12 protein-coding genes and 1 tRNA gene are annotated in these 13,061 nt (G+C 66.4%); 8 read left to right on the top strand and 5 right to left on the bottom strand.

All coding sequences use genetic code 11. The features are described from left to right. The first annotated feature begins 3 nt into the window (after positions 1-3). Together bagA and bagB are read left to right on the top strand one after the other, a co-directional pair. Positions 4-1,023, top strand: a complete 1,020-nt coding sequence (gene bagA / locus K0O64_RS26590) for an ATPase BagA (protein ID WP_071948869.1) — start codon at positions 4-6, stop codon at positions 1,021-1,023. Then, positions 1,024-2,160 (top strand): ATPase BagB, encoded by a 1,137-nt coding sequence (gene bagB, locus K0O64_RS26595; RefSeq protein ID WP_071948868.1) that lies wholly within the window; start codon positions 1,024-1,026, stop codon positions 2,158-2,160. Positions 2,161-2,195: 35 nt separating this feature from the next. Here the strand turns inward: bagB and K0O64_RS26600 are convergent, their stop codons facing one another. Then, positions 2,196-2,549 (bottom strand): WhiB family transcriptional regulator, encoded by a 354-nt coding sequence (locus K0O64_RS26600; protein WP_071948867.1) that lies wholly within the window; start codon positions 2,547-2,549, stop codon positions 2,196-2,198. 292 nt (positions 2,550-2,841) lie between these two features. On the opposite strand from K0O64_RS26600, the gene ponA2 reads away from it, so the two are divergent. From ponA2 to K0O64_RS26620, 4 genes are all read left to right on the top strand, one after another. After that, complete coding sequence (ponA2, locus tag K0O64_RS26605; RefSeq protein WP_096312413.1) at positions 2,842-5,268, top strand: transglycosylase/D,D-transpeptidase PonA2; 2,427 nt, start codon at positions 2,842-2,844, stop codon at positions 5,266-5,268. Positions 5,269-5,306: 38 nt separating this feature from the next. Beyond that, a complete protein-coding gene (locus tag K0O64_RS26610) occupies positions 5,307-6,263 on the top strand; it encodes a metallophosphoesterase (RefSeq protein WP_071948865.1) in 957 nt (318 codons plus the stop codon). 28 nt (positions 6,264-6,291) lie between these two features. Continuing rightward, positions 6,292-7,410, top strand: a complete 1,119-nt coding sequence (gene cds1, locus K0O64_RS26615; protein WP_071948864.1) for an L-cysteine desulfhydrase Cds1 — start codon at positions 6,292-6,294, stop codon at positions 7,408-7,410. 240 nt (positions 7,411-7,650) lie between these two features. Continuing rightward, positions 7,651-7,724 (top strand) — tRNA-Pro (locus tag K0O64_RS26620). Between the two features lie 538 nt (positions 7,725-8,262). On the opposite strand, the gene K0O64_RS26625 is transcribed toward K0O64_RS26620, so the two are convergent. Together K0O64_RS26625 and K0O64_RS26630 are read right to left on the bottom strand one after the other, a co-directional pair. Next, positions 8,263-8,736, bottom strand: coding sequence for a sulfocyanin-like copper-binding protein (locus K0O64_RS26625; RefSeq protein ID WP_425574807.1), 474 nt, complete (start codon positions 8,734-8,736; stop codon positions 8,263-8,265). 260 nt (positions 8,737-8,996) lie between these two features. Beyond that, the gene (locus tag K0O64_RS26630) at positions 8,997-9,317 is read right to left on the bottom strand and encodes an SHOCT domain-containing protein (RefSeq protein WP_425574806.1); all 321 of its coding nucleotides are present in this window, start codon (positions 9,315-9,317) and stop codon (positions 8,997-8,999) included. 72 nt (positions 9,318-9,389) lie between these two features. Here K0O64_RS26630 and K0O64_RS26635 point away from each other — a divergent pair, with 72 nt between their 5' ends. Further along, a complete protein-coding gene (locus K0O64_RS26635) occupies positions 9,390-9,764 on the top strand; it encodes an ArsR/SmtB family transcription factor (protein ID WP_096312416.1) in 375 nt (124 codons plus the stop codon). After that, positions 9,764-10,501, top strand: coding sequence for a cation efflux transmembrane domain-containing protein (locus tag K0O64_RS26640; RefSeq protein WP_096312417.1), 738 nt, complete (start codon positions 9,764-9,766; stop codon positions 10,499-10,501). The genes K0O64_RS26635 and K0O64_RS26640 overlap by 1 nt, the downstream gene beginning before the upstream one ends. A gap of 25 nt (positions 10,502-10,526) precedes the next feature. On the opposite strand, the gene K0O64_RS26645 is transcribed toward K0O64_RS26640, so the two are convergent. Both K0O64_RS26645 and istA read right to left on the bottom strand, forming a co-directional pair. After that, on the bottom strand, positions 10,527-11,339 hold the full coding sequence (locus K0O64_RS26645; RefSeq protein ID WP_096312418.1) for an ATP-binding protein: 813 nt from the start codon (positions 11,337-11,339) through the stop codon (positions 10,527-10,529). Then, on the bottom strand, positions 11,336-12,889 hold the full coding sequence (gene istA, locus K0O64_RS26650; RefSeq protein WP_071944019.1) for an IS21 family transposase: 1,554 nt from the start codon (positions 12,887-12,889) through the stop codon (positions 11,336-11,338). Before istA ends, K0O64_RS26645 begins: the two co-directional genes overlap by 4 nt. Positions 12,890-13,061 lie beyond the last annotated feature (172 nt).

Below are 13,061 nucleotides of genomic sequence, written 5' to 3' on the forward strand. Positions count from 1 at the left end.
CAGATGACGACCACACCGAGCGACGGAAGCTCCCTGGCCTGGCCGTCCCGCCTGACCAAGGCGCGGCTGCATTTCGTAACCGGCAAGGGCGGTACCGGCAAGACCACGGTTGCGGCGGCGCTCGCGTTGACCCTGGCCGCCGGCGGCCGCAGGGTCCTGCTGGTGGAAGTCGAAGGGCGGCAAGGCATTGCGCAGCTGTTCGACGTTCCGCCGCTGCCCTACGAGGAGCTGAAGATCGCCACCGCCGATGGCGGCGGGCACGTCAATGCGCTGGCCGTCGACATCGAAGCGGCGTTCCTGGAATACCTCGACATGTTCTACAACCTCGGCTTGGCCGGCCGGGCGATGCGCCGGATCGGCGCCATCGAGTTCGCGACCACGATCGCGCCGGGCCTGCGCGACGTCCTGCTCACCGGCAAGATCAAGGAGTCGGTGGTGCGCCTGGACCGCAACAAGCGGCCTGCGTACGACGCGATCGTCGTCGACTCTCCGCCGACCGGCCGGATCGCCCGATTCCTCGACGTCACCAAGGCGGTGTCGGACCTGGCCAAGGGCGGGCCGGTGCATTCGCAGGCCGACGGTGTGGTCAAGCTGCTGCACTCCGAGCAGACCGCGATCCATCTGGTCACCCTGCTCGAGGCGCTGCCGATCCAGGAGACCATCGAGGCCATCGAAGAACTCAAAGAGCTCGGCCTGCCCATCGGCAGCGTGATCGTCAACCGCAACATCCCGCCGTTCCTGCCTGCCGACGATCTCGCCAAGGCCGCCGAGGGCGACATCGACGCCGACGCGGTGCGCGCCGGGCTCGAGAAAGCGGGAATCAGTTTGGGCGACGCCGACTTCGCCGGGCTGCTGACCGAAACCATCGAACACGCCAGCCGGATCAAGGCCCGGTCCGAGAGCGCCGAGCAGCTCGACCGCTTGAAGGTGCCACGACTGGAACTGCCGACCATCGCCGACGGCGTGGATCTGGGAAGTCTCTACGAACTGGCGGAAACGCTTGCGCAGCAAGGAGTCCGATAGATGAGCACCACTCCCCCAGCGCTCGACATGAAGTCGATCCTGTCCGACAGATCCAACCGGGTCGTGGTGTGCTGCGGCGCAGGAGGCGTCGGTAAAACCACCACCGCGGCGTCGATGGCGCTGCGTGCCGCCGAGTACGGCCGCACCGTCGTGGTGTTGACGATCGACCCCGCGAAACGACTGGCACAAGCCTTGGGAATCAAGGAACTCGGCAATACGCCGCAGCGGGTGCCGCTGGCTCCGGAGGTGTCCGGCGAGCTGCACGCGATGATGCTCGACATGCGCCGGACGTTCGACGAGATGGTCGTCGAATACTCGGGAACCGAACGCGCACAATCGATTCTGGACAACCAGTTCTATCAGACCGTCGCCACGTCATTGGCCGGCACGCAGGAATACATGGCCATGGAGAAGCTCGGCCAGCTGCTCGGTCAGGACCGCTGGGATCTGGTGGTGGTGGACACCCCGCCGTCGCGCAACGCGCTGGACTTCCTCGACGCACCGAAACGGCTCGGCAGTTTCATGGACGGCCGGCTCTGGCGGATGCTGCTGGCGCCCGGACGCGGCTTCGGCAAGTTGGTGACCGGTGTCGTCGGCCTGGCGATGAAGGCCATGTCGACCATCCTCGGTTCACAGATGCTCTCCGACGCCTCGGCCTTCGTGCAGTCGCTGGATTCGACGTTCGGCGGCTTCCGCGAGAAGGCCGACCGCACCTACGAATTGCTCAAACGGCGCGGCACCCAGTTCGTGGTGGTGTCGGCGGCCGAACCGGACGCCCTTCGGGAAGCCTCGTTCTTCGTCGATCGGCTCTCGCAGGAGGGGATGCCGCTGGCCGGGCTGATCCTCAACCGCACCCACCCGACACTGTCCGCGCTGACCGTGGAACGCGCGGTCGATGGGGTCGAGGCACTGAAAGCCGCCGGCGCCGACAGTGACGCGGACCGGCTTGCGACGGCCGTGCTGCAGATTCACGCCGATCGGGCGCAGACCGCCAAGCGGGAGATTCGGCTGCTGTCGCGATTCACCGGCGCCAACCCGCACGTTCCGGTGGTTGGCGTGCCCTCGCTGCCGTTCGATGTGTCCGATCTCGACGCCTTACAGGCGATCGCCGATCAGATCACCGGGGAGACCAACTAAAGAGAGTCCCGGCCGATCGGGACTCATGGCGAAAGTTAGCTGACGCTGCGGTGCTTGCGCTGCGCGGCGAAGAATTCCGACCAGGACACCACTTCCGGGTGCTGCTTGAGCAGGGCGCGACGCTGACGTTCCGTCATGCCGCCCCACACACCGAATTCCACACGATTGTCGAGCGCATCCGCGCCACACTCGGCCATGACCGGACAGTGACGGCAGATGACCGCGGCTTTGCGCTGGGCAGCACCGCGGACGAACAGCTCGTCAGGGTCGGTTGAGCGGCACAGAGCTTGCGAAACCCAGGCGATCCGGGCTTCCCCGTCCGCACCGTGGATGGATCCATTCAAAAGCGCTGCGCTTGGCTTGCGAACAGCGGTCCGAATACCTGACACCGACGATCCCCTTCGTCCGGCCGCGGTTAACGGCTGACAATCTTCTGGTGTAGGCCGCGTATGCGATCTACGCCACATTGCGACTCGGAGTGTTACCTGTATCGCACTGTCTGTTTAAGTTAGGTGGTCAGGTATCTTTTGCGCAACAGTTAGATCTCAGGTTTTTTGGGACGATCGTCCAGACCGATCATGAACTGGCTTTTTCTGACCACGGCGTAAATACCGTCGATATCCTCGCTGCCCGGGGGACGCTGCGCAAGACCCGTCCCGGTGCCTCGTTACTCTGTTACTCATGTCGGAACGCCCGCCGGCCGGGGCCACGATCATCAAGCTGGCCTGGTGCTGCCTTTTGGCCAGCGTGATACTGGCGGCGCTCCTGTTTCCCGTGGTCGGCGGCGTCGGTCTGATCTCCAATCGCGCCTCCGATGTGGTGGCCAACGGCTCGGCCCAGCTGGTCGAAGGTGAAGTTCCGGCGGTGACGACCATGGTCGACGCCAAGGGCAACCCGATCGCCTGGCTGTACTCGCAGCGCCGGTTCGAGGTCCCCGGCGACAAAATCGCCGACACCATGAAACTGGCAATCGTGTCCATTGAGGACAAGAGATTTGCCGAACATAACGGTGTCGACTGGAAAGGCACGCTGACCGGCCTGGCCGGTTACGCCTCCGGCGACGTCGACACCCGCGGTGGGTCCACGCTCGAGCAGCAGTACGTCAAGAACTATCAGCTGCTGGTGATCGCCCAGACCGACGCCGAGAAGCGTGCAGCCGTCGAAACCACCCCGGCCCGCAAGCTGCGCGAGATCCGGATGGCGCTCACGCTGGACAAGACGTTCACCAAGCCCGAGATCCTGACCCGCTACCTGAACCTGGTCAGCTTCGGCAACGGCGCCTTCGGCATTCAGGACGCCGCGCAAACGTACTTCGGTATCGACGCCTCGCAGCTGAACTGGCAGCAGGCCGCGCTGCTGGCCGGCATGGTGCAGTCGACCAGCACGCTGAATCCCTACACCAACCCCGACGGCGCACTGGCCCGGCGCAACCTCGTGCTGGACACGATGATCGACAACGTGCCCGATAAGGCCGACGAGCTGCGGGCCGCCAAGCAGCAGCCGCTGGGCATCCTCCCGCAGCCCAACGAACTGCCGCGCGGCTGCATCGCCGCCGGGGATCGCGCGTTCTTCTGTGATTACGTGCAGGAGTATCTGGCCCGGGCCGGCATCAGCAAGGATCAGCTGTCCAAGGGCGGCTACCTGATCAAGACGACGTTGGACCCCGACGTCCAGAACTCGGTCAAGGGTGCCGTCGACTCCCTGGCCCCGCCGGACATCAACGGCATCGCCAGCGTGATGAGCGTCGTGCTGCCGGGTAAGACCGCCCATCCGGTGGTCGCGATGGTCAGCAACCGCACCTACGGCTTGAACTCCGCGGCCGGGGAAACCATGCAGCCGCAACCCTTTTCGCTCGCCGGCGACGGCGCGGGGTCGATCTTCAAGATCTTCACCACGGCCGCCGCACTGGACATGGGCATGGGTATCAACGCCAACCTCGACGCCCCCGCGCGGTTCGAGGCCAAGGGGCTGGGCAGCGGCGGGGCCAAGGGTTGCCCGCGCGAGACCTGGTGTGTGCAGAACGACGGCAACTACCGCGGGTCGATGAGCGTCACCGACGCGTTGGCCCAGTCGCCGAACACCGCCTTCGCCAAGCTGATCTCCCAGGTGGGTGTGCCGCGCGCGGTCGACATGGCCGTCAAGCTGGGTTTGCGGTCCTACGCCGAGCCGGGCACCGCCCGCCCGTATGACCCGGAGACCAACGAGAGCCTGGCCGACTTCATCAAGCGCCAGAACCTCGGGTCGTTCACCCTGGGGCCGATTCAGGTCAACGCGCTCGAGCTGTCCAATGTGGCGGCCACGCTCGCCTCGGGCGGTACGTGGTGCCCGCCGAACCCGATCGACAAGCTCTACGACCGCAACGGCAACGAGGTGTCGGTCACCACCGAGACCTGCGACCAAGTGGTTCCCGAGGGCTTGGCCAACACGCTGGCCGTCGCCATGAGCAAGGACGACCAAAGCGGCACCGCTGCGGGTTCGGCCCACTCGGTGGGCTGGGACCTGCCGAGTTCGGGCAAGACCGGTACCACCGAGGCGCACCGGTCGTCCGGATTCCTGGGCTTCACGAACCGGTACGCGGCGGCGGCCTATATCTACGACGATTCGACGACCCCGTCGGATCTGTGTTCGTGGCCGCTGCGCCAGTGCGGCGACGGAAACCTCTACGGCGGCAACGAACCTGCCAAGACGTGGTTCACCGCGATGAAGCCGATCGCCCGGAACTTCGGGGACGTCGCACTGCCGCCCACCGACCCGCGCTACGTCGACGGCGGCCCCGGCTCCCGGGTGCCGAGCGTCTCCGGTCTGACGGTGGACGCCGCGCGCACCCGGCTCAAGGAGTCCGGTTTCCAGGTCGCCGATCAGCCCACCCCCGTCAACAGCGTGGCGCCGTACAACACGGTCGTCGGGACCTCGCCGGGCGGTCAGACCATCCCGGGTTCGATCATCACGATCCAGATCAGCAATGGCGTACCGCCGGCACCGCCGCCGCCTCCGCCTGGCGCACCGCCGATACCGGGACTGGACGGCGCCCCGTTCGGGCAGACCGTTGTCGAGATCCCCGGCCTGCCGCCGATCACCGTCCCGCTGCTGGCCCCGCCACCCCCATGATCGGGTGAAGGACGGCGCGAGCCAGTATTCTTGCGCGTATGGCTGTGCCGTCCGCTGTGAAGTCGTCCGCCCTCGTGGCCGCCGGCTCGGCCGCGCTTGCGGTCGGCTACGCCACGGTGATCGAACGCAACGCGTTCGTCGTCCGCGAAGTGACCATGCCGGTGCTGTCGCCCGGCTCCACCCCGTTGCGGGTGCTGCACCTCAGCGATATCCACATGCGCCCGACCCAGCGGCACAAGCAGGCCTGGCTGCGTGAGCTGGCCCGCTGGGAGCCGGACCTCGTGGTCAACACCGGCGACAACCTGTCGCACCCCAAAGCGGTGCCCGCCGTCGTGCAGGCGATCGGGGATCTGCTGTCGGTTCCGGGCGTCTTCGTGTTCGGCAGCAACGACTACTTCGCCCCCAAGCTGAAGAATCCCGCGAAGTACCTCTACGACACCGACAGCCGCATCCACGGCAAGCCGCTGCCGTGGCAGGATCTGCGCGCGGCGTTCACCGAGCGCGGCTGGCTGGATCTGACGCACAACCGGCGTGACTTCGAGGTGGCGGGGCTGACGATCGCCGCCGCAGGCGTCGACGACCCGCATCTGGGTCGGGACCGCTACGAGACTATTGCCGGGCCCCCGACGCCGACTGCCAACCTGTCACTGGGCGTCGCGCACGCTCCCTACACCCGGGTGCTCGACCGGTTCGCTGCCGACGGCTACCAGCTCATCATGGCTGGGCACACCCACGGCGGCCAGCTGTGCCTTCCGTTCTATGGCGCCTTGGTCACCAACTGTGACCTCGACCGTTCCCGCGCCAAGGGCGCGTCGCGCTGGGGTGCGGACACCGCGCTACATGTGTCGGCAGGCATCGGTACCTCGCCGTTCGCACCGTATCGGTTCTGCTGCCGTCCCGAGGCCACCCTGCTGACTCTGGTGGCTGCCCCAACCGGTGGGCACGACGAGACGCGAAGCGTGGTGCGCTCCAGCCCCACCGCCTCGGTGCGGTGACGGCCGCCGCCTGCTGTCCCAGCCGGCGATGACCACTGTCGCCGCCCACACCCGGCCCCGCAGCTGGGTGGACAACGCCATCCGGCTGATCGAGGCCGACAGCCGGCGCAGTGCGGACACCCATCTGCTGCGCTATCCGCTGCCGGCGTCGTGGTGCGGCAGCGTGGACATCGCGCTGTACTTGAAGGACGAGTCGACGCACATCACCGGCAGCCTCAAGCACCGGCTGGCGCGGTCGCTGTTTCTCTACGGACTGTGCAACGGCTGGATCGACGAGCACACCACGGTCGTCGAGGCGTCCTCGGGATCAACCGCGGTGTCGGAGGCGTATTTCGCTGCGCTGCTGGGCCTTCCGTTCGTCGCGGTGATGACGGCCTCGACGAGCGCCTCCAAGGTGAAGCTGATCGAGGCGCAGGGCGGTCGTTGCCATTTCGTGGACGAGCCCGGGGAGGTCTACACCGCCGCGCAGCGGATTGCCGACGAGACCGGCGGCCACTACTTGGATCAGTTCACCAACGCCGAGCGGGCCACCGACTGGCGGGGCAACAACAACATCGCCGAGTCGATCTATCACCAGATGAGCGCCGAACGTCATCCCATCCCGACGTGGATCGCGGTCGGGGCGGGCACTGGGGGAACCAGCGCGACGATCGGTCGGTATATCCGGTATCGACGCCACAAGACCCAGCTGTGCGTGGTCGATCCCGAGAATTCCGCGTTCTTCCCGTCTTACGCGCAGCGCCGCGACATCGTCACAGGGCAGCCGTCTCGGATCGAAGGCATCGGCCGTCCGCGAGTGGAACCGTCGTTCCTGCCGGAGATCGTCGACCGGATGGTCAGTGTTCCCGATGCCGCGTCGATCGCGGCGGCTCATCACGTGTCGCGGGTGCTCGGACGCCGAGTCGGACCGTCGACGGGCACCAACGTGTGGGGTGCGTTCGGTCTGCTCGCCGAGATGGTCGCGGCCGGTGTGGGCGGGTCAGTGGTCACGCTGATCGCCGACAGCGGGGACCGCTACGCAGACACCTACTACAACGCCGACTGGTTAGCGGCTCACAACCTCAACCCCGGCGAGCACGCGGAGGCGCTGGCCGAGTTCGAACGTTCCTGCGGCTGGGTCTGGTCCGGCTCATCGGCGACGTCGTAGTCGCCGGTCACCACCAGCCACAGCGCTGCGAGCAGGAAGAAACCCCCGTACACCACGGCCCCCAAAGCGGTCATCATCCGCCCCACCTTTCGCTGCTCGGCGCGTTCGTGTCGCCGTCAGTTTCCATAACGCCACCGACAAGTCAGATCCATCCCGCGACACGCCGTGAAGTTGGCGGACGGCGTGACAAGCCGTTTGGCTTCTCACCGGCCCCGTGCGATACGCTGTCGTGGCTTCACGCGGGGTGTGGCGCAGCTTGGTAGCGCGCTTCGTTCGGGACGAAGAGGTCGTGGGTTCGAATCCCGCCACCCCGACTTGAGCCGAGAGACGAGCGAACTCGTTCGTTCGTCCGAGGCGAGGAAAGGGGTAGGAGGCGCATAGCGCCGACTACCCCGACTGCGAAAGCGACACCCCGACCAGTAGATCCGGTCGGGGTGTTCGGCCCAGGGATATCAGAACAACAGCGCGCGTTGCCGCGCCAAGCTACCGACTTCAATCGGCCCACGGTCCGGGCCCCATCCCCGGGCCCCAGGGGCCGTCCGGTTCCATCATTCCCGGGCCCATCATGCCGGGGCCCATCCCTGGACCCCATTGCCCGGGACCCCAGCAGTCGGGATGCCAGATTTCATCGGTGTCCCAACATCCCGGCGGGTCCAACGGTCGGGGACTCTGCGCGGGGTCGAGCCTCCCGGAGAGGGAGGCGGGCGACGGAACCGCCTCACTTCCGGTACTGCCACTACCGGGCCCGACCCACAGCACAGAGCCGGTCACCGCAAGGATCGCGGCACTGATGGTCATTCGCAGCGGTGGCTGCCATGGTCTCCACCTCTTCTCGGTAGCAATGGCGATGAGTTATCTCGTTGGGCTGACGTCCAGTTCGGCATACATGCCGGTCCAGTAGTGACCGGAGATGTTGCAGATAAGCTCGTAGCGTCCCGGCGTGAGATTCACGGTGGTCCAGCCACTGCCCCCTGGTGCGATACCGGGGTTGTCGGTATTCTCGTCGCCCTTGTCGGCACCGCAGGTGCGTGAGGCCTCCCCCACACTGCCCGCCTCGCCGACTGTGCCGTCCGGACCAACGGCTCGCTGGCCCGGATACTGACCCCTGGCGAGGGGCAAGATCACCAATTCATGGTTGAGCGCACCGTTGTTCGTCACTCTGAACGACACCTGGCCTGGCGGGACCGTGGCCGGATTGATGGCGATGCGCATCATCCCCATCATTCCCATCGGCGCGTCCTGGTTGCCGTTCGGGAAGGGCCCCATCATGCCGGACCGGCCCATCATGCCCGGCCCCATCATGCCGTGCATGTCGGCGAGGGTCACATCGACAAGGGTGCCTGGCAACGCCGGAACCGAACAGGACGGGAGAGCAGGGGATCGGCCGGGCCTCATCATTCCGGACTGGCCCATCATCCCCGGCCCCATCATCATTCCCGGCCCCGACAAATACGGCAGGCTCGCCGCAATTCGGCTGTGCTGCAAGGTCGTTACGACGCTCAACGCCACGACGCACGCGACTGCGACGACTCCCGCGGCCAATGCGATGGCCAAGTCACGCGATCGCCGACGAGGCTTCATCACGATCAGCGGTGTTCGCGCAGCAAGGCCATCCGCTGCCGGAACTCGTCGCCGTCGATCTCGCCGCGGGCGAAACGGTCGGCCAATCGATCTTCGGCCGGCATCCCCTCCGGGCCTGAACTGCCTCGGTGGTGCAGGCTCGCACCGCCTGCCAGATAGCGGACGGCGAAGACGATCGCGACGACTACTGCGACGACCAACAGCAACATCAGCACGCTCATCACGATGCCGCCCCACCCCCACGTGCCGTTCCAGCCGTGATTCCACCCGTATCCACACATCGCTGCCTCCCCAGCAGTAGCCCCCAACGCTCCGAAGGCGAGCATGCGCCCGCCGCCTCGGCGACCAGTAGGGCCGTTGGTCATCTATTACTCGCCACATTGCGATAACATCGCCATATGGAGATGATAAGCGACGTGGCCGCGGCGATGCAGCGGGTTGAGCTGACCCCGGCGGCGGCCCTGTTCCGGTCGCTGGGTGATGTGACGCGACTGGCGATCGTGCGCCGATTGGCCCGCGGTCCGGCCCGCGTCACCGACCTGGTCGAGCACGTCGGGTTGTCCCAGTCCACGGTCTCCAAACACCTTGCCTGCCTGAAAGATTGCGGGCTGGTGGACTCCGAACCGCGTGGACGGGCGTCGCTGTTCCGACTCACCCAGCCCGCTGTGGTCGATCTCCTGGCCGCCGCCGAAGAAGTGTTGACCGCCACCGGGCAGGCCGTGGCGGAGTGCCCGAACTACGGGGCCGACTGCCGCACGGTGGAGACGGCGTGATGGCGAGGGAACAACCAACCCGCATGCTTCCCGACGCGGACCGTCGACAGGCGCTTGCGCGCCGTATCCGACTGTTGGTCGCCGCCACGATCACCTACAACATCATCGAAGCTGCGGTTGCCCTCACCGAGGGCACCCGCGCGTCCTCGACCGCGCTCATCGGCTTCGGCCTGGACTCGGTCGTCGAGGTCTCCTCGGCAGCGGCGGTCGCCTGGCAGTTCGCCGCGCGCGATCCTGAGGCGAGAGAGAAAGCGGCCCTGCGGATCATCGCCTTTTCTTTTTTCGGCCTGGCCCTCTACGTGACCGTGGAATCGTTGCGATCACTCCTGGGCTATGGCGAACCCCGGCACTCCATCGTGGGCATCACCTTGGCCGCCGTCAGCCTCGTCGTGATGCCGGTGCTGTCCTGGGCGCAACGCCGCACCGGGCGAGAACTCGGCTCCCGCTCCGCCGTGGCCGACTCCAAGCAGACACTGCTGTGCACCTACCTGTCAGCCGTTCTTCTGGTCGGCCTGCTGCTCAACATCCTCTTCGGCTGGTACTGGGCTGACCCCATCGCCGCGCTGGTGATCGCAGGCGTAGCCGTCCGTGAAGGGCGTGAGGCGTGGCAGGGCAGAAACTGCTGCGCCCCAATCATTCCGACCGAGACGGACGACGTGTCGCCTGCCAGGGTGATGGGACCTCTGGTTTGCCATGAGCATGGGACCGGGTTGTTCCGGTTACAGGCCGTGCGTTGATAGTGGCCGAAGGGGTGGTTGCCGGTCAATCCGACGAAGTCGGAGGGGCCGGCTTTGGTGTCCCTGGTTTCTGGCGTTGCCGGTAGGACTCGCCTTCGACGACGAGTTCGTAGGCCGCGGATTGCAGTCGGTCCATCGCCGATTGGGCCAGCAGCGGGTCGGCCATCATGGTCAGGATCTCGGGTGGTTCGCGGTTGCTGGTGATCACCGTCGATGCGGCGCGGTGGCGTTCGACGATGATCTCGTAGAAGTCGGTGGTCTCGGTGGCCTCCAGGCGGTGCAGCGCGAGGTCGTCGATGATGAGTAGATCGACGCGGTGCAGTTTGCGCATGTCGTCTTCGTAGCTGCCGTCCAGGCGTGCCCCGCGTAGGCGTTTGAACAGTTTGTCGGCCCGTTCGGTGTGCACGCTGTGATGTTTGCGTACGGCGATGTGCCCTAAGGCGTTGGCCAGGAACGTCTTTCCCACTCCGACCGGCCCCATGACGAGCACGTTGTAGGCATCGGCGAGGAATCGCAGTGAGGTCAGCTCGGCCCACAACTGTTGATCGAACGCCACGGCGGCGGAGTCGTCCCAGGCTTGGAGCTGCATCGCCGGGTCGAGGTGGGCGGCCTTGGCGCGGCGGGCCGCGGATTCGCGGTCACGGCGGGTGACCTCATCGGCGAACAACAATTCCAGGAAGTCGTGATGGGGCAGCCGGTTGGTGCGGGCCAGCGCCAACCGCTCGGGCAGCGTGTCGAGCAATTGGCCGAGCTTGAGGCGGCGCATCAGGGCTTTGAGTTCAGCGGAGACTTCGATCGGTTTGACCGCCGGGCTGGTGTCGGGACGTTGGGTGCTCATGAGGGCCTGCGCACCGCGAAATCCGAGCCGTCGCGGACGAACCGCGACGCCGCCCCGGGCGGTGTGGGTATCAGGGGTAGTTGTTCACCGCCCCCGCGGGTCAGGATCCGCTCGATCAGCCCGACATCGATTACCTCGGCGTCCAGGGCGCGCCGGCACGCGTCGTCAACAGCGTCGGGGCCGTGGCGGCGCACCAGCCCCAGCAGCCGGTAGACCTGACGCATCTTGGTCCACGGCAACGGGTGTTCGAGCACGGCGGCGGCGTAGACGCCGACATGGGTGCCCTGGGCGGCAGCTTTGCGCTGCAGGGCATCCAGATCCCGCATGGCATAGACCGACACCTCCGAGGGAAGGTCAGCCGGATCGGTGTGTCGGCGGCCCGGGGCCGTGACCGGGTGCACCTTGATCAGCTCACCGCGCCAGTAGAGCTTGACCGTGTGTGCATCAGCGCGGGCCTCGATGCGCTTGCCGACCAGCTCTCCGGGCACGCTGTAGAGCGCCTTGGCCACCTGCACGTGGCGGTCGGGTGCCACCTTGGGGTGCGTCCAGACTGGAACGTCGAACACCGTCTCAGGCACGGGCTTGAGTGCGGGCAACTCATCGGCGGCGAACACCTCTGCCGGGCGCAGGCGGGTGGTGCCGTGGATGCGCAGCCCGGCGATGTCTGAACACCACAGCTCGGCGCGGTTGCGGCAGTCGTCGAGATCCCGGAATGCTTCTCCGGCATAGAAATTCGACCGCACGTAGGACACCATGCGTTCCACCCGCGGCTTGTCTTTGGGGCTGCGGACCCGCGCCGGGTCGACGGCGAACCCCCGCGCCTGCGCGTACTCACGGAAGGAGTCGTTGAGCCGGGGCTCGGTCGCGTGCGCGGTGGTGACGATGGCTTTCATGTTGTCGGGGATCACCACCGCGAACACTCCGCCGAAGAACACCCACGCCGCTTCGAACCCGGCGATCACCTCGGCCAAACTCTGGCGGTAGGTGGGCCAGACGAACATGTGCCGCGAATACACCGCGGTGAAGATCAATCCCTGCACGACTCGGCGCCGGCCATCGGCGGCGTCGGTGAGCATCCCGAGGCGACCGAAGTCGACCTGCACCTCCGCACCCGGTTCGCAATCGGCCACCGGCACCGTGGCTTGACGCCGGCCGAAATCCAATTCCGTTGTGGCGTAACGATTCAGCGTCCGATACGACACCACCACACCGCGGCGCCCCAGCAGCGTGTGGATCTTGGTCAGCGTCAATCCGTCTTTGAGCCAGCCCTTGATCTGCTCATGCTCTGCAGCGATCGTCTCCCACGCCAGGCTCTTGCCGGCCGGCCGGTGCGGACGCACCCCGGCAATTACCGCGCCGATCAACTCATCGGTGAGCTGATCAGGCCCGCCGTCACGGTCCAGCCCGCTGGCACGGGCTCGGTCGACGTAGCGTCGCACCGTTTTGCGGTCGATGCCCGAGAGCCGGGCCACCTCCCGCAACCCCAATCCCTGCAGCCACAGCCGCAGCATTTCCACGATCTCGATCACCGATACCTCCCGGTAGCTCATTGGGTCAATACAGCGGCCCAACAACCGGAAGAACCCACGCCACGCCGGGGTGGTCCCATAACTGGCAAACCGGCCAGCCAGGTGGTCCCATCAATGGCAAACAGGTGGTCCCATGCTCATGGCAAAACCAGCTCTGAAGTGGTCCCATTCACCTGGCAGCCGACAGACGACT

The sequence above is a fragment of the Mycolicibacterium pallens genome, from assembly GCF_019456675.1.
In the GTDB taxonomy this organism is placed as follows: domain Bacteria; phylum Actinomycetota; class Actinomycetes; order Mycobacteriales; family Mycobacteriaceae; genus Mycobacterium; species Mycobacterium crocinum.

Bases quoted from the DNA above. Each gene is read 5' to 3' on its own strand.
- K0O64_RS26635 (WP_096312416.1), top strand. From the start codon at position 9,390: ATGGAGATGATAAGCGACGTGGCCGCGGCGATGCAGCGGGTTGAGCTG.
- K0O64_RS26630 (WP_425574806.1), bottom strand. From the start codon at position 9,317: ATGCTCGCCTTCGGAGCGTTGGGGGCTACTGCTGGGGAGGCAGCGATG.
- K0O64_RS26645 (WP_096312418.1), bottom strand. From the start codon at position 11,339: ATGAGCACCCAACGTCCCGACACCAGCCCGGCGGTCAAACCGATCGAA.
- K0O64_RS26640 (WP_096312417.1), top strand. From the start codon at position 9,764: ATGGCGAGGGAACAACCAACCCGCATGCTTCCCGACGCGGACCGTCGA.
- bagB (WP_071948868.1), top strand. From the start codon at position 1,024: ATGAGCACCACTCCCCCAGCGCTCGACATGAAGTCGATCCTGTCCGAC.
- ponA2 (WP_096312413.1), top strand. From the start codon at position 2,842: ATGTCGGAACGCCCGCCGGCCGGGGCCACGATCATCAAGCTGGCCTGG.
- K0O64_RS26610 (WP_071948865.1), top strand. From the start codon at position 5,307: ATGGCTGTGCCGTCCGCTGTGAAGTCGTCCGCCCTCGTGGCCGCCGGC.
- cds1 (WP_071948864.1), top strand. From the start codon at position 6,292: ATGACCACTGTCGCCGCCCACACCCGGCCCCGCAGCTGGGTGGACAAC.
- bagA (WP_071948869.1), top strand. From the start codon at position 4: ATGACGACCACACCGAGCGACGGAAGCTCCCTGGCCTGGCCGTCCCGC.
- istA (WP_071944019.1), bottom strand. From the start codon at position 12,889: ATGAGCTACCGGGAGGTATCGGTGATCGAGATCGTGGAAATGCTGCGG.